Source organism: Actinosynnema pretiosum (assembly GCF_024171695.1).
Taxonomy (GTDB): domain Bacteria; phylum Actinomycetota; class Actinomycetes; order Mycobacteriales; family Pseudonocardiaceae; genus Actinosynnema; species Actinosynnema pretiosum.
The window spans coordinates 188,754-210,663 of record NZ_JAMTCF010000006.1; the positions used below are offsets into that span (position 1 = coordinate 188,754).

Sequence of the window (21,910 nt, forward strand, 5' to 3'; positions counted from 1 at the left end):
TGCGGGAACCGGAGCACGCGAACGGCGCATCGGGGTGATCGGGAAACCCGATCGGCGGAGGCGTCCGGTCGGACGCCGCCCGCAGGCCGCTACCGGTCAGACGCTGCGGATGACCGAGACCACGACCCCGAGGATCGTGGCCCGGTCGCCGTTGATCTCCCGGTAGTCCTTGTTCCTCGGCTCCAGCACCACGTGCCCGCCGCGCCGCTGGTAGACCTTCACGGTCGCCTCGTCGTCGATCATCGCCGCGACGACCTGCCCGGAGCGCGCCTCGTGCTGCTGCCGCACCACCACGAGGTCGCCGTCGCAGATGGCCGCGTCGACCATCGAGTCGCCGCGCACCCGCAGCGCGAACACGGTGCCCCGGCCGGTCAGGTCGCGGGAGAGGGTGAGCACGTCGTCCACGTGCTCCTCGGCCGCGATGGGCGCGCCCGCCGCGATGTGGCCGACCACCGGCACGGCCACCGCGTCGGCGGACTGGGCGCGCGCCTCGGGGCGCAGGAACAGCCGCACGTCGACCGGGCGCGACACCGACGTCCCGCGCCGCAGGAAACCGCGCTCCTCCAGCGCGGCCAGGTGCCGGGAGACGGAGGAGGTGGAGCGCAGGCCGACCGCGTCGCCGATCTCGCGGGTGCTGGGCGCGTACCCGTGCCGCCGGACCGAGTCCCGGATGACCTCCAGGACGCGCCGCTGCCGCTCGGGCAGGGCCGAGGTGTCGAGGTGGTCGAGGTCGTCGGAGTCGTCGTGCGCGGTCACCCGTCGAATCTTAGGCGCACCGGTTCACCGGTCCGCCGCAGCCACCGCTCCCGGCGTGGCGCGACCCGGCGGGAATTTACCGGAAAAACACTGGACAGGGGTTGTCCAAGTGCGACACTGTGGGCCGCTTTTCACTCTACCGGGGGTATCGATGGTCATCTGGGGTTGGCGCACCAAGGCTTTCCTGCTGGGGATGGTGACGCTGCTGTGCGCGCAGTGCGGCAACCCGGCCGCGCAGGCGGTGCACAAGCTCGTCACCAAGTTCACGCTGTTCTTCATCCCGCTGTTCCCGGTGCGGATCAAGCGGGTCGTGCAGTGCACGTTCTGCGGCACGGAGGGCAAGCTGACCAAGGAGCAGGCCGAGCAGCTGGTCGCGCAGGGCGCCGGGCAGCCGCAGCAGCCCGTGCAGCAGGCGCCCCAGCAGCAGCCGCAGCACCCCGGTTACTTCTGAGCGGAATTCCCCGCTCGAAAGCGCGAAAACCCCTTTTCCCCCGAATCGGACTTCCTCCCGACGCGGGCGAGAAGGGGTTTTCCCGTTCGGGGCTCCCGACCCCGCTACCCGATTCCGGTCAGGCGTTCGCGCGCCCCTGCTTGAGCACGCCCGCGAGCGCCACGACGAGAACGCCCGCGATCGGCACCACGACCAGACCCCAGCGCAGGCTCGACGCGTCCGCGATGAGCCCCACGACCGGCGGGGACAGCAGGAAGCCCAGGCGCATCAGCCAGGACACCACGGTCAGCCCCGTGCCGGGCCGGAGCCCCGGCAGCTCGTCCGCCTCGTGCATCGCGGCGGGCACCAGGGTCGCGATGCCCAGACCGGCCGCCGCGAAGCCCACGACGGTGCCGGGCACGGTCGGCAGCGCGAGCGCGAGGCCGAAGCCGACCGCGACGATCACCCCGCCCGCCCTGGCCACGGTGCGCTGGCCGAACCGGTCGACCAGCCGGTCGCCGCTGATCCTGCCGATGAACTGGGTGCCCACCAGCGCGATGTACCCGGCGGCGGCGAGCGCGGCGGGCGCGCCGAGGTCGCCGAGGTAGAGGGCGGCCCACGAGTTGCCCGCGTCCTCCACGAGGGTGCCCGCCGTGGCGATGAGCACGAGCGCCGCGAGCACCGGCACGACCCGGCCCGCCGAGGCGAACCGGCCCGCGCCGCCGGGGGTGGCGACCGGTTCGGGCTGGTCGGCGTCCTCGGGGCCGGGCAGGCTGAACCGCAGGGCGGTCAGCGCGACCACGGCCAGCAGCGCGACCGCGCCGATCAGGTGCGGCGCCCGGTCGATCCCGAGCGCGATCGCGCCCGCCGACATGGCCCCGCCGGTCACCGCGCCGATGGACCAGACGGCGTGGAACGAGTTGATGATCGAGCGGCGGTAGCGGCGCTGCACGCGCAGGCCGTGCGCGTTCTGGGCCACGTCGGTGATCGAGTCCATCGCGCCCGCGACGAACCCGGCGGCGGCGAACGCGAGCGTGACCGGGGCGAGGCCCGCGCCGATGACGCCGAGCCCGGCGAGCAGGGTGCTCACGACGGCGACCCTGGCCGAGCCGAACCGTCGGACCAGCACGCCCGCCGCCAGCCCCGCCACGATCGCGCCCGCCGGGAACGCGGCGACGGCGAGGCCGTAGGCGGAGTTGCCCATGCCCAGCTCGGCCTTGATCTCGGGGTAGCGCGGGATGAGGTTGGCGATCAGCGCGCCGTTGGTGAAGAACATCGCGGCCACGGCGGCGCGGGCCCGGACGTCCTCCCGAGCGGGGCGGACATCGGTGTCAGCTGGCATGGGCACGTTCTTACCCGTCCAGTGTACGTTTGTACACTGCGCGCGGCTGACGATTTCCGGGGAGGCGGGGCGTGGGCGAGCACGACGCGGGGACCGGGGGCGGCGGGGAAGCGGACGCCGAGGCCGGGGACGGCGGGACCGGAGGCGCGGGCGCCAAGGCCTCGGCGCGGGCGACCGGATCGCGCAGGCCCGATCCCGGCAGGCGGGACCGGATCATCGACGCCTGCCTGGACGTGATCGCCGAGGTCGGGGTGGACGGCGCGTCGCACCGGGGCATCGCCGCCGCGGCCGGGGTGCCGCTGGGGTCGATGACCTACCACTTCGACGGGATGCGGCAACTGCTGCGCGAGGCGTTCGGCCGGTTCGCGGGGACCGTGGCGGCCGGGTTCGAGGCGCGCATGGCCGCCGCAGCGGACGCCGGGGAGGCCGCCGACGCGGTCGTGGAGATCATCACCGTGGACACCCTGAGCACCCAGCGGGACCTGGTGCTCACGCACGAGCTGTACACCCTGGCCGCGCGCGACCCGGAGTGCCGGGACATCACCAACGCGTGGATGGCCGCCAGCAGGCGCGCCCTGGAGCGGCACTTCGACCCGCTCACGGCCAGGCTGCTCGACGCCCTGATCGAGGGAATGTCGATCCACCGCGCGCTGGACACCGAGCCGCACGACCGGGCCGCCGCCGTGGCCGCCGTCGAGCGGATCACCGGGCAGCGCGTCACCGGACAGCGCGTTACCGGGCAGGCGGACGGGCGCGTGTAACGCCCGGACCAGCCCCGATATGCCGAGATACCCCTGTGACCTGCGCCATGCCCCCATTCACTTGAAGCTTCAAGCCCAACCGACCTAGCATCATTTCAAGTTTCAAACACTTGGAGTGCTGATGGCCATCGACTTCCCCGCGCCCCCCGCCGCGACCGTGCGCACCAGGGTCCGCGTCCCGCTGCGGTTCCCCGACGGCTACCGCACCACCGCCGACGTGCTCACCTTCCGGGGCCTCGCCGACGAGCGCGAGCACCTGCTCCTGGGCCTCGGCGACTGGGAGACAGCCGTGGCGCTCGCCGGGAAGGGCGGGACCGCTCCCCTGGTCCGCCCGCACAGCGAGTGCCTCACCGGTGACGTGTTCGGCTCGCAGCGCTGCGACTGCGGCCCGCAGCTGCGCGAGGCCGTCGAGCGCATCGCGGACACCGGCGGGTTCCTGCTGTACCTGCGCCAGGAGGGTCGCGGCATCGGCCTGTACGCCAAGCTCGACGCCTACGCGCTCCAGGACTCCGGCATGGACACCTACGAGGCGAACGTGGCGCTGGGCAGGGGCGAGGACGAGCGCGACTACCGCGCCGCCGCGCAGATGCTGCTCGCCGCGGGCGCAGACTGCGTCCGGCTGCTGAGCAACAACCCCGACAAGGCCGTCCAGCTCCAGGGCTACGGCGTCACCGTCACCGAGCGCGTCCCCACCGGCGTGCACCTCTCGGACGCCAACGCCCGCTACCTGACCGCCAAGCGCGACCACACCGCGCACACCCTCGACCTGGCCCACCCGGTCGTGCACCCCCGGCTGGGTGACGTGGTCGGGGCCGAGCTGGCCTCGTGACGGCGGACCTCGGCCGCGCCGACCTGGAGGAGACCGACGGCGACGGCGACCCGCGCTGGCTGGACGGCCGCGAGATGGCCGCGTGGCTGGCGCTGCTGCGGGTGGTCAGCGTGCTCCCGCAGGCGCTGGACCGGCAGCTGCGGGACGAGGTCGGGATCAGCCACACCTACTACTCGATGCTGGCCGTGCTCTCCGACCACCCGGAGCGCACGCTCAGCATGGGCGAGCTGGCCAGGCTCGCCGCGACCAGCCCGTCCCGCCTGACCCACGCGATCGCCGCGATGGAGAAGCGCGGGTGGGTGCGCCGCAGGCAGTGCGGTGCGGACCGCAGGGTGCAGTACGCGACCCTGACGGACGAGGGGCTGGCGGTGCTGCGGCGCGTCGCGCCCGCGCACGTGGCCGAGGTGCGCAGGCTGGTGTTCGACCGGATCGGCCCGGAGCGGGTCGAGGAGCTGCGGGCGATCGCCTCGCTGCTCGCCGACGGGTTGGCCGAGGAGTGCGGGACGCCGTGAGGGCACGAGGGGACGGGCTGTGCTGACCGAACACGAGGCGATGGCGCGGGCGCTGGAGCTGGCCGCGACGCCGGGGGTCCCGCTGGGACCCAACCCCCGCGTGGGGTGCGTGCTGCTGGCCGACGACGGGACGGTGGTCGCCGAGGGGTGCCACCGGGGCGCCGGGACCGCGCACGCCGAGGCGGACGCGCTGGCCAAGGCGGGTTCCGCCGCGCGCGGGACCACCGCCGTGGTGACGCTGGAGCCGTGCAACCACACCGGCCGGACCGGGCCGTGCGCCCGCGCGCTGGTGGAGGCCGGGGTGCGGCGGGTGGTGTTCGCCCAGTCCGACCCGAACCCGGTCGCCACCGGGGGGACCGGGACCTTGCGGGCCGCCGGGATCGAGGTCGAGCACGGCCTGCTGGCCGACCGCGCCCGCGCGCTGAACCGGGCCTGGGTGTTCGGCGTCGAGCACGGGCGACCGCTGGTGACCTGGAAGTTCGCCGCGGGCCTCGACGGGCGCAGCGCGGCGGCGGACGGCACCAGCAGGTGGATCTCGAACTCGGCCGCGCGCGCCGACGTGCACCGGCTGCGCGCCGGGTGCGACGTGGTGCTGGTGGGCGCCGAGACGGCCGTGGTGGACGATCCCCGGCTGACCGTGCGCGGCGCCGACGACGAGCCGCTGGCGCACCAGCCGCTGCGCGCGGTGCTGGGCGAGCGGGAGCTGCCGCCGACCCTGCGGCTGTTCGACGGGACGGCGGAGGTGGCGCTGCTGCGCACCCGCGACCCGCGAGCCGCGCTGGCCGAGCTGTTCGAGCGGGGCCGCAGGCACGTGTTCCTGGAGGGCGGGCCGACCGTGGCCGCCGCGTTCCTGCGCGCCGGGCTGGTCGACGAGGTCGTCGCGTACGTGGCCCCGGTGCTGCTGGGCTCCGGTCGGGCGGCCGTGGGCGACCTGGGGATCACCGGCATCGGCGGAGCGCTGCGCCCGGTGGTGGCGGACGTGGCGGTGATCGCCGGTGGCGACGGGGAGGAGCCGAACGTCCGGTTCACCCTGACGCCCGGCTGATCCCGCCCGGGAGGTGCCCGCGCGGGCGCGTGACCAGTACCGTCCGGTGCTGGCCGCTCTCGCGCGGCCCACGAGCGGAGGGGAGAGCGCGTGACAGGGGCACTGCTGGAGGCGGCGCGGGCCGCGCTGCCGGAGATGCTGGACGACCTGCGCCGGTACGTGGAGGTCGAGACGCCCAGCGACGACAAGGCGGCGCTCGGGCGCGGACTGTCCTTCGTGGACGGTCTTATCGCCGAGCGGATCGGCCCGGCCGATTCGACGTCCACTGTGGACGGTGGCGCGCACGGCGACGCGCGGGTGCTGGACTTCGCGGGCAGCGGCGCTCCTCCGGTGCTGCTGCTGGCGCACTACGACACGGTGTGGCCGCTGGGCACGCTCGCGGAGATCCCGTTCGCGGTCGACGGCGACCGGATCACCGGGCCGGGCGTGTTCGACATGAAGGCCGGGCTGGTGCAGCTGCTCTGGGCGGTGCGGATCGCGCGCGCCGCCGGTCTGGCCCTGCCGCCGCTGCGGCTGGTGCTCAACGGCGACGAGGAGATCGGCTCGCCCGCGTCGCGGGAGGTGATCGAGCGGGCGGCGGTCGGCACGCGCGGGGCGCTGGTGTTCGAGGCGGCGGCGGGTCCCGAGGGCGCGGTGAAGACGGCGCGCAAGGGCGTCGGCCTGTTCACCGTGCGCGCCGAGGGCGTCGAGTCGCACGCGGGCCTGGACCCGACGCGGGGCGCGAGCGCGGTGGACGAGCTGGCGCGGGCCGTGCTGACCCTGCACGCCGCGCAGGACCTCGACGCCGGGACCAGCGTGAACGTCGGCGTGATCGGCGGAGGGACGCGGTCGAACGTGATCGCGGGCAAGGCGTTCGGCGAGGTCGACGTGCGGGTGTCGAGCCTGGCGGAGATCAACCGGGTGGACGGCGTGCTGGCCGGTCTGACCGCGCGCCACCCGAAGGCGTCGCTGACCGTGGAGGGCGGCTGGAACCGCCCGGTCATGGAGCGCACCCCGGCCACGGCCGAGCTGTACGACGTGGCCCGCGCGGCGGCCGAGGGCCACGGCCTGGCGCTGCCGGAGGTGGCGGTGGGCGGCGCGAGCGACGGGAACTTCGTGGCGGCGCTGGGCATCGGCGTGCTGGACGGCTTCGGCGCGATCGGCGACGGCGCGCACGCCCGGCACGAGCACGCCACCGTCTCCGGCCTGGTGACCCGCACCGCGCTCACGGCGGCGGTGCTGCACGCGCTGGCCTGACGGACGGGCCACCCCGGCCGCGCCGCCGAGCGAGCGGGCGCGGCCGGGTGGCGAAGCACCCCACCTGCGACACGCTCCCCGGCGGGGTGTCGCGGACGGGCTCGGGCACTGGGGGCGGGATCGGGGACCAGAGCGCGAGGACGGGGGTTGTCCGGGCTTCCGTCGGGGCAGGTGAGCCACCGCCCGCCGAGAGGCACCTCGGGCGCGTGCGGAGACGGGGGGCAACAACCGTCCCAGGTGGCAGTGTCTATGCGTGCCTCTGGCGCGCGTGCGGAGGTCACGCGGGTTTGAGGTGCCCGACCGCCGCGATGCCAGGCCTCGGGCGCGTGTGGAGACGGGGGGCAACAGCCATCCCCCGGTGGCAGCATCCATGCGTGCCTCGGGCGCGCGTGCGGGGTCACGCACGTGGTCGGACGGGGCTGGATCATCATGCGCGCCTCGGGCGCACGTGGGGGGAGCACGGCCCGTCGACCAGCACGATGCCCGGCGGACGCGGGCCTCAGGCGCGCGTGCGCGGAACGTTGGGTCGGGGCAGGCGTGGCCGCCGCAGTGCCTCGGGCGCGGGGGGGGCGGGGCGCGCGACCGGCACACCGGACGTTCCCGGCACCACCCTCCCGCCCCCGTGGGGCCACCCCGGCGTCCCCCGAGGCGGTGCGCAGCCCCGCTCGGCGTGCTCCGGCCGGGCGCGGTCGTCCGACCGGACCCCCGCCCGGCCCCGGCGCGCGGTAGCGCTCCCGGACGGGAGAACCGGCCTTCTCCACCCACCGCGCCGGACACGCCGACCCGAACCGGTTTTTTGCTGGGACCGGCCGGAAAACCGCCACGGCACCCGCCCGACGCCCCTAGTGTGCCGGGTGTGCGAAAGATCGACTGGGCGTCGCTGGAAGGCGGCTACGGGCCCGCCGGGACCGTGCCGGACCTGCTGGAGGAGTGCGCGCGGGAGGACCCGCTGCACGCCTTCGGCGCGATCGTCGACCTCGGCGACCTGCTGCGCCCCTCGCGCGGCCGGATCCTGTCGGCCGCGCCGGTCGCGCTGCCGTTCCTGGTGGACCTGGCCGAGGGCGGGGCGGCGCACGCGCGCGAGCAGGTCGTGCGGCTGATCCGCCAGATCGCCGAGCGCGGCCAGCCGGACGCGGCGTGGAGCGCGGCGGTGGACGGGGTGCGGCCCCGGCTGCTCGCGCTGCTGGCCGACCCCGATCCACTGGTGCGCCGCCAGACCGGCAGGCTCGCGTCCTGCCTCGGGCGCCCCGAGGCGGTGGCCGCGCTGCGCGAGCGCTGGGACGTCGAGACCGACCGGCGCGTGCGGTGCGACCTGGTGCGCGCGCTGGGCCGCGCCGACCGGGAGTTCGACCTGACCGGGCTGCTCGCCGACGACGACCCGCAGGTGGTCCTGGCGGCGGCGCACGCGCTGGCCGCCACCGACCCGGCCGCCCCGCTCGCGCACGCGGACGCGGACGCCTTAGCTGGCGCGGTCACCTCGGTGGACAGCGCGCTGTGGGTCGACTCCGCCTGGGCGGAGGACGCGCGGCGGCTGGGCGACGACCTGACCGAGCTGGTGATCAGCACCGGCGACCTGCTGGCCGACGACCCCGACGCGATGACCGCGTACGTCACCCGCGTCGCCCGCGACGGCATCCCCGCGCGCCGGGCGGCGGTGCTGGGCGTGGCGCTGCGCCTGCTCTACGCCTGGCGGGACGTGGACCTGGTCCCCCTGCTGGGCGAGCTGCTGCACGACGCCCACCCCGCCGTGCGCTACCGGGCGGCGGCGGTGCTGGCCTGCCTGGGCGCGGCGGGCCGCCCGCACGCCGACCGCCTGGTCGAGCTGCTGCCCGACGCGCACGAGGAGCGCGGCGAGTCGACCGCGCACACCACCGGCGACATGGCCCTGTGGGCGCTGGCCGCCCAGCACGACCCGCGCTGCGCGCCCGCGCTGGCCGCGCTGCTGGAGGGCGACCGGACGCCGTTCGACCTGAACACCCACCGGCCGACCGGGTCCTCCCCGGTGACCGCCTGCGGCCCGTGGCTGCGCGAGCCGACCGCCGAGGAGGTGCTGACCCCGCTGCGGGCGCACGCCGACGTCCTGGTGGGCCCGATCGCGGCCCGGCTGGCCCGCCCTGGGCAGCACCGGCTGCTGGTGGCCGCGCTGTGCCGGGTGCTGGCGGCCTGGGGACCGCTCTCGCGCGCGGCGCGACCGGTGCTGGAGACCCTGGTGGGGCACCGGTACTACGGCAAGTACGCGACGGCGGCGCTCAAGTCCGCCGACGGCTACGGCGAGGCGGACGTGCCCGCGCTGGCGGGCGAGGCGCGCCGCTCCGGCGTCACGATCGGCGTGCTGGGCGCGCTCGGCCCGGTGGCGGCGGGCGCCGAGGAGACCCTGCGGCGGCTGGCGACCCCCGACGAGACGGGCTGGCGGCGGGTGGAGGCCGCGTACGCGCTGTGGCGGATCACCGGTGAGAGCGCCGAAGTGGTCCCCCTGCTGGTGGAGGCCGCGACCCCGCTGGCGACCGGTGACTACACCCGGCCGCGCGGGGCGGCGCTGCACCACCTGGCGGAGATCGGCGTGCGCACCGAGGAGGTCCTGGTCGTGGCGCGCGCCGTGGCCGGGTCCCGGCGGCGGGTGGCGGACGTCGGCGAGCGGGAGCGGATCGCCGAGGACGAGGCGCTGCGGGCCTCGGCGGCGCAGGTGCTGCGCTGAGGTGGGAGGGGCGACCGGCGAGGGACGCGGACCCGGCGGTGCCGCCCGCCGAGTGGGCGGCGCCGGCCGCGAGCGCCGATCCGGGTGAGGCCGCGCGCGGGATCGCCGGGCTGGAGGCGACGGTGGGCTGGGAGCCGGACGAGGCCACCGCGGACCTGCTGCCCGACCTGGTGACCCTGGTCTCGGACGCCGGGACGCACCACCGCCCCCGGATCACCCGGCTGCTCGCCCGGCTGACCGACCCCGGCTGGCCGAGGTCGACACCGGTCCCACCCGAGTGCGAACCGGGGCTGACGGCGCTGCTGTCCGACGCCGACCCGCTCGTGCGCCGCCAGGCGACGCGGCTGGTGGCGTGCGCCGTCCGGGCCCCCGAACGGGCGTTGCGCGCCCGCCTGGAGGTCGAGGCGGACCCAGGGGTGCGGCACGACCTGCTCAGGGCGCTGGGCGCGCACGCCGGTCGGGGGGTCGAGGCGCTGGTCGGCGACGCGCTGGACGAGACGACCTGGTCGGGGTCCGGTTGGCTGGACTGGGAATCGTGGGCGACGCCGATCGGCCAGGTGGTGCGGGACTCGGGTGAGCTGCTCGCGGGCGATCCCGGCGCGGTCGCCGAGTTCGCCACCGGTGTCGCGGCGCGCGGCGGCGTCCAGCACCGGTTGGCCGCGCTGGGCTGCGCGATGCGCGCCCTCGGCCGATGGCGCGACCCGGCGCCCGTCGAACTGGTCGGACGCCTCCTGGACGACAGCGCGCCCAGGGTGCGCCGGTGGGCGGCCGTGCTGGCGGCGCACCTGGGCCCGGAGGCGCGGGAGCACGCCGACCGGCTGGCCGAACTGGCGGGCCGGGAGCGGGGAAGCCTGCGGGAAGCGGCCCTGTGGGCGCTGGCCACGCAGGACGATCCCCGCTGCCTGCCCGGACTGGTCGAACTGCTGCGCGGCGACGTGCTCTCGTTCACCCCGACCAGGGGCATCAGCCCCCTGGAGCACGCGCCCTGGCCGTTCCACATCGGGCTGACCGACGTGCTGGTCCTGCTGCGCGGCCACGCGGACGCCCTGCTCCCCTCGACCACCGAGCGGTTGGTCGCCGCCCCCCTGGGTGAGACGGACGGCTGGCGGCTGCTCGGGGTGCTCGCCTCGTGGGGTCCGGCCGCGCTGCCCGCGCTTCCGGCGCTGGTGGACCTGCTGGCCGTGCCGGGGAAGCACCACGCCCTGGTGGCCTTGACCATCGGGAGGATGGGGCCGGGCGCGATCGGCGCGGCCGACGCGCTGCGCGCCGTCGCCGAGCCGTGGGCGGTGCAGGCGCTGTGGGAAATCGGCGCGACCCCGCTGCCGAGCCTGGCCGAGCTGACCTCGAGCCGGCTGCGGCCCCCTTACTCGCTTGCTTCGTTCCCCTCGCACGACCCCGCTGCGGCGGTGGTGCTCCGGGAGGTCCTGGCCACCACCGAGGACAAGCACCGGCTCGTGGCGGCGTGCCACGCGCTGTGGCGGATCACTGGCGACGCGGACGAGGTGACGCCTGCGCTCGCCCGCGTCGCCGCGCTGCTCCGGGACGGCTTCCACTCCGAGGGCGCCAAGGCCCTGCGCCACCTCGCCGAGATCGGCACGGCGGACGGCGAGGTCCTGGCGCTCGCGCGGACCCTCGCCGACCGCCCGGATCGGATCAGCCGCCGCGAGGGGTGGTACCTGTTCGCGCGGGAGCGGATCGCGGAGGACCAGCACGTGCGCGTGTCCGCCTCCCGCCTGCTCGGCGAACCGCTCCCCCGGTGACGTCCGAACCACCCCACGAGGAGGTCCACGAGTGACCGAGCAGGACCACGTGCCGCCGGCGCGGGAATCCGACCCGTCGGCGCCACCCGCCGAGCGGTTGGCGCAGGCCGCGAGCGCCGACCGCGACGAGGCCGCGCGCGGGATCGCCGGGCTGGAGGCCGCGCTCGGGTGGGAGTGGCGGGAGTCGACCGGGGACCTCCTGCCCCGGCTGGCCGACCTCGCCTCCGCCCCGGCCCGGCGCCACCGGCACCGGGTCGTCCGGCTGCTGGCGCGGTTGTCGGTCCTGAACGGGACGTCGCCGGTGTGGCGGGCCCTGGAACCCCGGCTGGTCGCGCTCCTGGCGGACGGGGACCCGCGCGTGCGCCGCCACGCGACGCGGCTGGTGTCCTCGGCCGTCCGGGGGCACGGGCCGGTGCTGCGGGCCCGCTGGGACGTCGAGACCGACCGGGGCGTGCGGCACGACCTCGCGCGGTCGTCCGGCGTGGACGCCGATCCCGCGCTGCTGCGCGACGACGACCCGCTGATCCGGCTGGCCGCCGCGCACGCCCTGCGCTCCCCCGAGTTCACCTGGCCGCAGGAGAACGTGGACTCGCTGGTCGCGGCGGTCCTGGACGACGCGGCGGGCGCGGACTCCGGCTGGCTGCACTGGGAACCGCGCGCGGACCCGGTCAGCCAGGCGGTGTTCGGCGCGCTCGACCTGCTCGGCGGGGACCCCGCGGCGGCCACCGCGTTCGCCTCCGGGGTCGCGGCGGGCGGCGGCGCACCGCACCGGCTGGCCGCGCTGGGCTGCGCGATGCGGATCTCCCGCAGGTGGCGCGTCCCGATCCCGGTGGTCCTGCTGGACGACGACAACTCCGAGGTGCGGCGCTGGTCGGCGATCCTGCTGGCGCACCTGGGCCCGGAGGCGCGGGAGCACGCCGACCGGCTGGCCGAACTGGCGGACCGGGAGCGCGGCGGTCTGCGGGAGGCCGCGCTCTGGGCGCTGGCCAGGCAGGACGACCCGCGCTGCCTGCCCGGACTGGTCGAGCTGCTGGGCGAGGAAGACCTGTCGTTCAACCCGACGCGCGGCGCGCACCCGGTGCACCGGCGGCTCTGGCCGCGCCCGGCCGACCTGGCCGAGGTGCTCGTCCCGCTGCGCGCCCACGCCGACGTGCTGCGCGGCCCGATCACCGCCAGGCCGACCGACCCGGCGCTGCGGGAGGTCTTGCGCGAGTGGGACTCCGCTCGGCCCACCACCGACGAGGACCGGATCACCGCCGCGTGCCGCCTCGCCGGGATCGGCGCGCTGGACGCGGACGCTCCCGCGCTCGCCCGCGCCGTCGCGGACAGCCCGCGCCGGATCGGCTCCAGCCGCGCGTGGGACCTCGTCGCGCAGGACCAGGCCGTGCGCGCCTCGGCCGCCCGTCTGCTCGGCGAGCCGCTCCCCCGCTGACGGCCGGGGCGCGGTCCCCGCTCGGGACCGCGCCCCGGAAGGCCGCTAGTTGAACGGCTTCCCGCCGGTCACCGGGATCACCGCGCCGGTGATGTAGCTGGACTCGGCCGAGGCCAGGAACACGTACGCGGGCGCCAGCTCGACCGGCTGCGCGGCCCGCCCCAGCGGCACCTGCTCGCCGAAGTTCGCCACGGCCTCCTCCGGCATGGTGGCCGGGATCAGCGGCGTCCACACCGGGCCGGGCGCGACCGTGTTGACCCTGACGCCCCGCTCGGCCAGGTCGATCGCGAGCCCCTTGGTGAAGTTCACGATGCCCGCCTTGGTGGTGGCGTAGTCGAGCAGCTGCGGCGACGGGTCGGTCGCCTGGATGGACGAGGTGTTGATGATCGTCGACCCCGGCCCCAGGTGCGGCACGGCCGCCTTGCACAGCCAGAACATCGCGTACAGGTTCGTCTTGAGCACCCGGTCGAACTGCTCGGTGGTGATGCCGAGCAGCCCGTCCTCCTGGGCCATCTGGTGCGCGGCGTTGTTCACCAGGACGTCGATGCCGCCCAGCTCGGACAGCGCGCGCTCGACGATCTCGCCGCAGTGCGCCTCGTCGGTGATGTCGCCCGGCACGAGCACGGCCTTGCGCCCGCGCTCGCGCACCAGCTCGGCGGTGCGCTCGGCGTCGTCCTGCTCCTCGGGCAGGTAGGACAGCAGCACGTCGGCGCCCTCGGCCGCGAACGCGAGCGCGACGGCCCGGCCGATGCCGGAGTCACCGCCGGTGATCACGGCGCGGCGGCCGTCGAGCTTGCCGCTGCCCCGGTAGGTGCCCTCGCCGTGGTCGGGGCGCGGGTCCATGTCCTCGCCGGAGCCGGGGTGCGGCTGGCTCTGGCCGTGCTGGTCCTCGGGCTGGGGGTGCCGCTCGTGGGTGGCGTGGTCGTGCTGGTCGCTCATGTCGTGACTGCCCTCCGAATCGGTTCCGGTGGGTGTTTTCCCCCGGATCGGGCGTTCAACCTCACGATCTCGACCCGCACGCCTTCGGGGGCGGGGCCGCCGCCGAGGCCGGTCGGCGGCGGCCCCCGATCAGCTCGGGCTCAGCGGGTGCGGACGTCCAGCGAGAAGTTGTCCACCGACAGCCCCTCGCCGCCCTGCCACGGCTCGAACCCGGCCTGCACGCTGGTCAGGTACCACGAGGTGGACACCTGGGTGCGGTTGTCGACGTCGCGGACGAAGTCCATGACGTCGAACGACAGGCTCGGGATGGGCGAGGGCGCGAGGTAGGACACGACGTCGTTGCCGCCGTTGTTGCCCTGCCACACCTCCCAGGCGCGCCCGGCGATGGTGGCGCTGCCCACGCGGCTGCCGATGGGCTGGATCGGGCCCTGCCGGTTGAGCCAGATCATCAGCTCGACCTGGTTGACCCCGGTGCGCTTGGGCGAGGGGTCCATCCAGATGTCGTAGGCGGCGTTGTAGGTGCCGGACGCGTTGTAGCCGTAGCTGATCGACGTAGGCGCGCTGGCGATGTCGCCGATCCGGACCGGCATGTTCGTGCCGGGCGAGCAGTTGTCGTAGTGGCAGCCGCCGTAGACGGCCGGGTACGACAGGGGCGCGCCGTCGGTGGGCTTGCTGCCCTTCTGCGCCGTGAGGCGGAACCCGGAGTTGGTGACGTCGACGCACTGCTGGGCGTCGCCGCCCCAGCGGTTGTTCATCACGACGTACCTGCCCTGGATCTGCGTGCTGTCGTACTGGCCGCACAGGGCGGCGTCGGCCTGCGCCCCGGTGGCGGTGACGACCGGGACGGCCATGCCTGCCGCGACCAGCAGGGCGGCGGCGAGCGACCGCTGCTTCATCTCGTTCCTCCTTCGCGGGCGGGGACCAGCTCTTCCGGTGGGTTCTGGAAACGCTCCCACCGCTGGGTGATCCAACGGACCCCGCCGCTGCGGCACCACCCCTGAGTTCCGCGGGGTGTCCTCACCCTCCCGCGCACGCGAGGGCGTTACCAATCCGTTATCAACCGGGCGGGTTCACACCCGGTCCGCGCTGCGCTCCCGGCGCCCGCGCGACCCGCGCTTGTGCTTGCGCCCCTGCACCGCCGCGACGGCCTCCTGCGGCTGCTCCGGGGACCGCTGGGCCGGAACGCGGCGCTGCTCGCCCTTGGGGGCCCTGGGCGCCGTGCGCACCGACTCCTCCGCGCAGACCCGCACCAGCTCGCGCGACGCCTCCAGGAGCCCGCCGAGGCGCCCCAGCCCCAGCAGCACCCCGGCGCGCTCGGCCCCGGTCTCGCCCGGCGGGCGCGCGGGCCCGCTCAACCGCACGCCGCGCCCGTAGTGCTCGCCCGACGAGACCTGCCCGCGCAGCACCGACACCGCGTCCACGATCACGCCGCCCTCGCGCACCAGCGCCAGCTCGCCCCGCAGGCACCGCCACGCGCCGCCCCGGTCGACCTCCAGCGCGCGCCGCCACCGCCCGTCCTCCCCGGACGGGGCCGCGCCGCGCACCTCGGGCGCCCAGCACTCGGCGCCCCACCGCTCACCGCCCCAGATCCCGGCGTCGTTGACGGCGGCGTCCAGCTCGCCGCACCCGGCGACGACCTCGAACAGCGCCCGCACGGCCACCGGGTCGGACACGTCGGTGGGCACGGGCACCGCGCGCCCGCCCGCACCGGCGACCCCGTCGGCGACCTCGGCCAGCCGCACCGGGTTCCGCGCCGCGAGGACGACCAGCGCCCCCTCCTCGGCGAACGCCAACGCCGCGGCGCGACCGATACCGCCGGTCGCACCGGTCACCAGGACCACCCTGTCGGTGAAGCGCACGACATGCTCCTCCCGCTGCGGGCCGCTGCACCGGTCGGGCGCCTCGGCCGGGACACGGCGCCCGCCGGGCGGGGCGGGGAGCGCCCAGCGGTCTGCACAGGCTAGGAAGCCGGGAGCGATCCCGTCAAACCACGTGGAAGCTCTGGTTCCACCGCCCGATCCGGTGCGCCCGTTTGCCGGGGCTCGCGGGGAAGTCGTGCGTCCGTAAAGCCGCGCGGGGGCCGCACCCCGTGACGCGGCAACCCCTTTCCGCTCAGCGGAGCGGAAGTTCCGCACCGGTGCGGGGAAACGCGCGCCCGCACCCTCCGCGCGGGGCCGCCGCGCCGACCGGAACCGCTTCGCCCGGCGGCGGGCGGGGAAGCCTCGCGGCCCGCCGGAACGACCACACCGGACCGGGGCGCCCGGCGGCCGGGCGGGAACGCGGGCGCGGCGGCGACACCGGGCCGGGAGCGCGCCGCTGACGTAGGCTCGCGATCATGAGCGACTCCGCCACCAGCGAAAACCCCGAGCACGGCCGGGGCGGCACGTACTCGGTCAAGGGCAAGGCCTACACCCGCGACACCCGCTACCTCACCACCAGGGTCACCGCCGACGGCGCCGAGGGCTACCCGGTCGAGCCCGGCCGGTACCGCCTGGTCGCCGCGCGCGCCTGCCCGTGGGCGAACCGCGCGATCATCGTGCGCCGCCTCCTGGGCCTGGAGGACGCGCTCTCCCTGGGCCTGCCCGGTCCCACGCACGACGAGCGCTCGTGGACGTTCGACCTGGACCCGGACGGCCGCGACCCGGTGCTGGGCATCGAGCGGTTGCAGGAGGCGTACTTCAAGCGCGACCCGGAGTACCCGCGCGGCATCACCGTTCCCGCGATCGTGGACACCACGACGGGCGAGGTGGCCACGAACGACTTCGCGCAGATCACCCTGGACCTGTCCACCGAGTGGCGCGCCCACCACCGCGACGGCGCGCCCGACCTGCTGCCGCAGCGGCGCCGGGACGAGCTGGACGAGGTCAACCGGCGGGTGTTCACCGAGGTCAACAACGGCGTGTACCGGTGCGGCTTCGCCGGTGGCCAGCAGGCCTACGACGAGGCGTACGAGCGGCTGTGGACGACGCTGGACTGGCTGGAGGAGCGGCTGACCGGGCAGCGCTACCTGGTCGGCGACACCATCACCGAGGCGGACGTGCGGCTGTTCACCACGCTGGTGCGCTTCGACCCGGTCTACCACGGGCACTTCAAGTGCAACCGGAACAAGCTCGCCGAGATGCCCGCGCTGTGGGGCTACGCCCGCGACCTGTTCCAGACCCCCGGTTTCGGCGACACGGTCGACTTCGCGCAGATCAAGAGCCACTACTACGAGGTGCACCGCGACCTGAACCCGAACGGGATCGTGCCGCTGGGCCCGGACCTGTCCGGCTGGGTCACCCCGCACGGCCGCGAGGCGCTGGGCGGCAGGCCGTTCGGCGACGGCACGGCGCCCGGACCGGTCGCCGAGGGCGAGCGCGTGGACCCGGCGCACACGCCGCTGCGCTGACGCGGGACCCTGGTCCCCGACCGAGCAGCCGACCGGACGGGGAGAGCGGCCAGTGGGGTGGAGCACGCGCGAACTCGCCGACCTGGCGGGCGCGACCGTCAAGACCGTCCGGCACTACCACCGGATGGGGCTGCTCGACCTGCCCGAGCGCGGGCCCAACGGGTACAAGCGGTACGAGGCCGCGCACCTGGCCAGGGTGCTGCGGATCAAGCGGCTGACCGGGTTCGGCCTGACGCTGTCGCGCATCCGCGAGCTGGAGGACGCCGGTCGGCTGCCGGACGACGCCGGGGACGGCGCGGTGGACGCGATCGACGCCGAGCTGGCGGAGTCGATCGAGCGGCTGCGCCGGGCCCGCGCGGACCTGGCGGTGCTGCGCGAGCACCGGGCGCCGCTGGACACCCCCGCGCCGTTCGCCCCGGTCGTGGACGGGTTGTCGGAGGAGGACCGGGACCTGCTGGCGGTGGTCTCGGCCGCGTTCGGCGCCGACGCGCTGGACGACCTGCGCGCCCTGATGGCCGAGGCCGGGGACGGCGGCCCCGGCGCCGAGCTGTACCACCTGCCCGAGGACGCCGGGGACGCGGCGGTCGAGGAGCTGGCCGCCCGGCTGGCCGCGTCGATCCGCCGCGACCGGGAGCGGTTCCCGTGGCTGGCCGACCCCGGTTCCAGGGCCGCGCGCGGCCCCGCGCCCGCGGAGTCGGCGCTGGGCAACGCCTTCGCGGAGCGGTTCAACCCCGCCCAGCTGCGCGCACTGGCCCGCGCGCACGCCCTGGCCGACCAGGCGGGCTGACCGAACGAGGGCTGACCGAGCGGGGTCGGCCGGGCGGGGTCGCCCCCTCAGCCGCCGGTGATCCCGTGGTACAGCACGCCCGCGCTGTTGTAGACCACGTGCACGAGCACCCCCGGCCACACCGAACCGGACAGCCGCAGCAGCAGCCCGGTGGCCAGCCCGACCACGAACGCGATCGGCAGGACGTCGTTGATCCCGTGCGCCACCGCGAACACCGCCGCGCTCACCGGCACCGCGACCCACGGGCCCCAGCGCAGCAGGGAGTTCGCGAGCACGCCCCGGAACAGCGCCTCCTCGCCCAGCGGAGTCAGCAGCCCGCCGAGCACGACCGTCACCACCAGCGACCCCGCACCTGCCGCCGCCGCGTCCCGGTAGCCCTCCTGGACCACCTCGGAACCGGGGAAGAACCGGTCGAACGCCGCCGCGACCGGCCAGCTCAGCGCGAAGCACACCGCACCGGCCCCGACCCCGGCGAGCAGCCAGCGCGGACGCGCGGACCGCACGCCGAAGGGCCGCACGTCGCGCAGCCGGACCAGCACGGCGGCGGCGAACGCGCCCAGCGGCGCGAGCCCGGAGATCAGGAAGTTCACCTGCCCCGGCGACACCGGGAAACCGGCGGGCAGCAGGGCGGCGACCACCGCCCCGCCGACGTACAGGACGGCCGCGACCAGCAGCGCGACCCCGACCTCGGGCCAGCCGGGACGGCGGCGCGGGTCGAGCGGGAGTTCCTCGGCAGCACTCATGGCGGCGAGTCTCGGCACTGCCCCAAGGGCAGGGTCAAACCGAGCGCTCCGCACCCGCAGCACCCGCCGCAGAACCGCCGCCCACCGCCGCCCGGCCCCGCCCAGTCCGCCGCCAAGTCACCGCCCCGCCGCCGCAGCACCAGCCGCCCGCAGCCCCGGTCACCCCACCCGCTCCCCTCCTCCCCCTCCCCCGTCACCCCCGCGCCAGGCGCAGCGTGAGCACCTGGAAGGGCCGCAGCTCGATCGCCGCCAGGTCCACCTCCCGCCCGTCCCCCTCGAACGGCCGCTCCAGCAGGTCCGTGACGGCCGCTCCGGTCACCGGGAAGGACGTGGTGAGGGCGGTGGCCGCCCGACCGCCCAGCGACTCGTACAGCCGCACCACGACGTCCCCCGACCGGTCGTCGGCGAGCTTGACCGCCTCCACCACCACCGCCGGGTTCGCCACCGCCACCAGCGGGGCCACCCGCGCCGAACCGGGGACCCGGCGCGGCGGCAGGTTGATCCGGTAGCCCTCGCGCACCGCGTCGGCCACGCCCGCGCCCACCACCAGCGCGCAGCGCATCCGGTGCACGCCCTGGTCGGCCTCCGGGTCCGGGAAGCGCGGGGCGCGCAGCAGCGACAGCCGCACCGACGTCCACGTGCCGCGCTCCCCAACGCCCCTGGTGACGTCGTGCCCGTAGGTGGAGTCGTTGACCACCGCGAACCCGTACCCCGGCTCGCCCACGCGCACCCAGCGGTGCGCGCACACCTCGAACCGGGCGGCGTCCCAGCTGGTGTTGGTGTGCACGGGCCGGTGCACGTGCCCGAACTGGATCTCGGCGGCGGCCCGGTCGGCGTGCACGTCCAGCGGGAACGCCAGCTTCAGCAGCTTCTCGCGCTCGTGCCAGTCCACCTCGGTGTCGACCTCCAGCAGCGCCCCGGCCAACCGCAGCCGCTGCACCACCCGCGAGGAGCCGAACTCCCGCTCCACCCGCACCACCCCGCCGCCCTCCAGCGCGACCCGGCCGTCGACCAGGTCGACGGAGGTGTTGCGGTAGAACGGGTCCACGTCCCAGGCGTCCCAGTCGTTGGGCAGGTCCGGGTGCAGCTGGAGCAGGTTGGCCGCCATCCCCTCCGGCACCGCCTCGCGCCCGGCGGCCAGGTCCAGCACCGACACGACCAGCCCGCGCGCGTCCACCACCACCCGCAGCACCCCGTTGTCCAGCACCACCGAACCGTCCACAGTGGACGCCGCGCACTCGTCCCGCCCCTCCTCCACCGGACCCGCCCCCAGCGCGGGAACCCCGGCCACCGCGTGCGGCGCGGCGTTGAACACCACCTCCCCCTCCCCGCCGCCCGCGAGCACCCGCTGCCGGTCCGCCACCAGCTCCCGCAGCTCCTCGGCCAGCTCCCCCAGCGCCCGCTCGGCCTCCCGGTGCACCCAGGCGATCGAGCTGCCCGGCAGGACGTCGTGGAACTGGTGCAGCAGCAGCACCTTCCACATCCGGTCGAATCGCTCGTGCGGGTACTCGGCGAGCCCGGCCACGGCGGCGGCAGCCGCCCACAGCTCGGCCTCGCGCAGCAGGTGCTCGCCCCGCCGGTTGCCCTGCTTGGTGCGCGCCTGACTGGTGTACGTGCCCCGGTGCAGCTCCAGGTACAGCTCCCCCACCCACACCGGCGGCTCCGGGTACTCGGCCCGCGCTTCGGCGAAGAACTCGGCGGGAGCGGCGATCCGCACCCTCGGCGAGCCCTCAAGGTCGGCGGTGCGCGCGGCCCGCGCCAGCATCTCCCTGGTCGGCCCGCCCCCGCCGTCGCCGTGCCCGAACGGGACCAGCGACAGCCGCGCCCTGCCCTTCTCGGCGAAGTTCGCCGACGCCCGCGCCAGCTCGGCGCCGGTCAGCTCGGCGTTGTAGGTGTCCACCGGCGGGAAGTGGGTGAACACGCGGGTGCCGTCGATGCCCTCCCAGTCGAAGGTGTGGTGCGGGAACCTGTTCGTCTGGTTCCAGGAGATCTTCTGCGTCAGGAACCACTTCGCGCCCGCGAGCCGAACGAGCTGCGGCAGCGCGGCCGAGTAGCCGAACGAGTCCGGCAGCCACACCTCCGCGCACTCGACGCCGAACTCGTCCAGGAAGAACCGCTTGCCGTGCACCAGCTGCCTGGCCAGCGCCTCACCACCCGGCAGGTTCGTGTCCGACTCCACCCACATCCCGCCCACCGGCACGAACCGCCCGGCCGCCGCGTGCTCCCTCACCCGCCGGTAGACCTCGGGGCTGTGCTCCTTGAGCCAGGCGAGCTGCTGCGCCTGCGACATGGCGAACACCAGCTCCGGGTGGGAGTCCATGAGGGCGGTGACGTTCGCGGTGGTGCGGGTGACCTTGCGGACGGTCTCGCGCAGCGGCCACAGCCAGGCCGAGTCGATGTGCGCGTGCCCGACCGCGACCACCCGGTGCGCGCTGGCGTTCGCGGGGCTGGCGAGCACGTCGGCCAGCTCGGCGCGCGCGGCCCCGGCGGTGCCGGTGACGTCGCCGAGGTCGACCCGGTCCAGTGCCCGCTCGACCGCGCGCAGCACCTCCCAGCGGCGCGGGTCGCGGGTGTCCAGCTCGGCCATGAGCTGCCCGAGCACCTCCAGGTCGTGGACCAGCTCGGCGGTGGTGGCGTCGCGCACGGCCAGCTCGACCCGGCCGAGCCGGTAGAGCGGCCGGTCGCCCGCCGTGTCCGGGTGGCCGAGGTCGGTGACGCCGCCGAACAGGATCACCGGGTTCGCGGCGGCCTCGATCAGCAGGTGGACGTGCTCACCGCCGTCGACCGGGTCGCCGACGGGCACCCAGGCGTTGCGCGGGTTGACGCCCTTGATCGGCGCGCCGTCGGCGGTGTGCGCCAGGCCCTCGCACTGGAATCCGGGCATCCGGTCGGTGAACCCCAGGTCCACCAGGGCTTCCACCGCCCTCCCCGCCCACTCGGCGGGCACCTCGCCGGTGAGCCGGAACCAGGTGGTGGCCCAGGGCGGTCCCCACGGCTCGCCGGTGGCGGTGGGCTCGTAGTCGGCGGCGAGCGCGGCGGCGACCGGGACGGGCGCGGAACCGGCGTGCCACCGCTCGACCGCCAGCGGCCTGCGCTCGTCGTGCACGGCGGGCCTGATCCGCTCGTCCAGGACGCGGGCGAGCCGCCGCTCCACCAGCAGCCGGTCGTCGTGCATGAGGCCTCCCTGCTCCAGCGGTGATCGCAGCCGTTCCGAGCTTGGCCCGGATCGGGGGCGTGCGCTGCCCGGCATCCGGG

At 75.8% G+C, this 21,910-nt stretch carries 18 protein-coding genes; 11 read left to right on the forward strand and 7 right to left on the reverse strand.

Translation table 11 applies throughout. The annotated features are described in order from the left end of the window. Positions 1–96: 96 nt before the first annotated feature. A complete protein-coding gene (gene lexA / locus LV78_RS14170) occupies positions 97–756 on the reverse strand; it encodes a transcriptional repressor LexA (RefSeq protein WP_253845732.1) in 660 nt (219 codons plus the stop codon). A 151-nt stretch (positions 757–907) separates the two neighbouring features. Here lexA and LV78_RS14175 point away from each other — a divergent pair, with 151 nt between their 5' ends. Beyond that, on the forward strand, positions 908–1,207 hold the full coding sequence (locus LV78_RS14175) for a zinc ribbon domain-containing protein (protein WP_253845733.1): 300 nt from the start codon (positions 908–910) through the stop codon (positions 1,205–1,207). A gap of 118 nt (positions 1,208–1,325) precedes the next feature. On the opposite strand, the gene LV78_RS14180 is transcribed toward LV78_RS14175, so the two are convergent. After that, the gene (locus LV78_RS14180) at positions 1,326–2,528 is read right to left on the reverse strand and encodes an MFS transporter (RefSeq protein ID WP_253845734.1); all 1,203 of its coding nucleotides are present in this window, start codon (positions 2,526–2,528) and stop codon (positions 1,326–1,328) included. A gap of 71 nt (positions 2,529–2,599) precedes the next feature. On the opposite strand from LV78_RS14180, the gene LV78_RS14185 reads away from it, so the two are divergent. The 8 genes from LV78_RS14185 to LV78_RS14220 all read left to right on the forward strand — a co-directional run bounded on the left by LV78_RS14185 (position 2,600) and on the right by LV78_RS14220 (position 12,798). Beyond that, positions 2,600–3,289, forward strand: a complete 690-nt coding sequence (locus LV78_RS14185) for a TetR/AcrR family transcriptional regulator (RefSeq protein ID WP_253845735.1) — start codon at positions 2,600–2,602, stop codon at positions 3,287–3,289. Between the two features lie 121 nt (positions 3,290–3,410). Further along, the gene (locus LV78_RS14190) at positions 3,411–4,118 is read left to right on the forward strand and encodes a GTP cyclohydrolase II (protein ID WP_253845736.1); all 708 of its coding nucleotides are present in this window, start codon (positions 3,411–3,413) and stop codon (positions 4,116–4,118) included. Next, entirely contained in the window at positions 4,115–4,630 is a 516-nt protein-coding gene (locus LV78_RS14195) for a MarR family winged helix-turn-helix transcriptional regulator (protein ID WP_253845737.1), read from the forward strand. Before LV78_RS14190 ends, LV78_RS14195 begins: the two co-directional genes overlap by 4 nt. 19 nt (positions 4,631–4,649) lie before the next feature. Next, positions 4,650–5,675, forward strand: coding sequence for a bifunctional diaminohydroxyphosphoribosylaminopyrimidine deaminase/5-amino-6-(5-phosphoribosylamino)uracil reductase RibD (ribD, locus tag LV78_RS14200; RefSeq protein WP_253845738.1), 1,026 nt, complete (start codon positions 4,650–4,652; stop codon positions 5,673–5,675). 90 nt (positions 5,676–5,765) lie between these two features. Further along, positions 5,766–6,911, forward strand: coding sequence for a M20 family metallopeptidase (locus LV78_RS14205; RefSeq protein ID WP_253845739.1), 1,146 nt, complete (start codon positions 5,766–5,768; stop codon positions 6,909–6,911). A gap of 856 nt (positions 6,912–7,767) precedes the next feature. Beyond that, entirely contained in the window at positions 7,768–9,606 is a 1,839-nt protein-coding gene (locus LV78_RS14210) for a HEAT repeat domain-containing protein (RefSeq protein ID WP_253845740.1), read from the forward strand. Positions 9,607–9,644: 38 nt separating this feature from the next. Next, positions 9,645–11,366 (forward strand): HEAT repeat domain-containing protein, encoded by a 1,722-nt coding sequence (locus LV78_RS14215; protein WP_253845741.1) that lies wholly within the window; start codon positions 9,645–9,647, stop codon positions 11,364–11,366. 31 nt (positions 11,367–11,397) lie between these two features. Then, entirely contained in the window at positions 11,398–12,798 is a 1,401-nt protein-coding gene (locus LV78_RS14220; protein ID WP_253845742.1) for a HEAT repeat domain-containing protein, read from the forward strand. A 45-nt stretch (positions 12,799–12,843) separates the two neighbouring features. On the opposite strand, the gene LV78_RS14225 is transcribed toward LV78_RS14220, so the two are convergent. From LV78_RS14225 to LV78_RS14235, 3 genes are all read right to left on the reverse strand, one after another. After that, the gene (locus tag LV78_RS14225) at positions 12,844–13,737 is read right to left on the reverse strand and encodes an SDR family oxidoreductase (protein WP_253845743.1); all 894 of its coding nucleotides are present in this window, start codon (positions 13,735–13,737) and stop codon (positions 12,844–12,846) included. Between the two features lie 140 nt (positions 13,738–13,877). Then, a complete protein-coding gene (locus LV78_RS14230) occupies positions 13,878–14,633 on the reverse strand; it encodes a GH12 family glycosyl hydrolase domain-containing protein (RefSeq protein ID WP_253845744.1) in 756 nt (251 codons plus the stop codon). A gap of 174 nt (positions 14,634–14,807) precedes the next feature. Further along, positions 14,808–15,596 carry an SDR family NAD(P)-dependent oxidoreductase gene (locus tag LV78_RS14235; protein WP_308208712.1) on the reverse strand — a complete coding sequence of 263 codons (789 nt, stop codon included), beginning with the start codon at positions 15,594–15,596 and terminating at the stop codon, positions 14,808–14,810. 476 nt (positions 15,597–16,072) lie between these two features. Here LV78_RS14235 and LV78_RS14240 point away from each other — a divergent pair, with 476 nt between their 5' ends. Together LV78_RS14240 and LV78_RS14245 are read left to right on the forward strand one after the other, a co-directional pair. Further along, on the forward strand, positions 16,073–17,125 hold the full coding sequence (locus LV78_RS14240; protein WP_253845745.1) for a glutathione S-transferase family protein: 1,053 nt from the start codon (positions 16,073–16,075) through the stop codon (positions 17,123–17,125). Between the two features lie 52 nt (positions 17,126–17,177). After that, positions 17,178–17,912 carry a helix-turn-helix domain-containing protein gene (locus tag LV78_RS14245; RefSeq protein WP_253845746.1) on the forward strand — a complete coding sequence of 245 codons (735 nt, stop codon included), beginning with the start codon at positions 17,178–17,180 and terminating at the stop codon, positions 17,910–17,912. A 47-nt stretch (positions 17,913–17,959) separates the two neighbouring features. Here the strand turns inward: LV78_RS14245 and LV78_RS14250 are convergent, their stop codons facing one another. Both LV78_RS14250 and LV78_RS14255 read right to left on the reverse strand, forming a co-directional pair. Then, positions 17,960–18,655, reverse strand: a complete 696-nt coding sequence (locus LV78_RS14250) for a CPBP family intramembrane glutamic endopeptidase (protein ID WP_253845747.1) — start codon at positions 18,653–18,655, stop codon at positions 17,960–17,962. Between the two features lie 193 nt (positions 18,656–18,848). After that, positions 18,849–21,830 carry an alpha-mannosidase gene (locus LV78_RS14255; protein WP_253845748.1) on the reverse strand — a complete coding sequence of 994 codons (2,982 nt, stop codon included), beginning with the start codon at positions 21,828–21,830 and terminating at the stop codon, positions 18,849–18,851. Between the last annotated feature and the right edge of the window lie 80 nt (positions 21,831–21,910).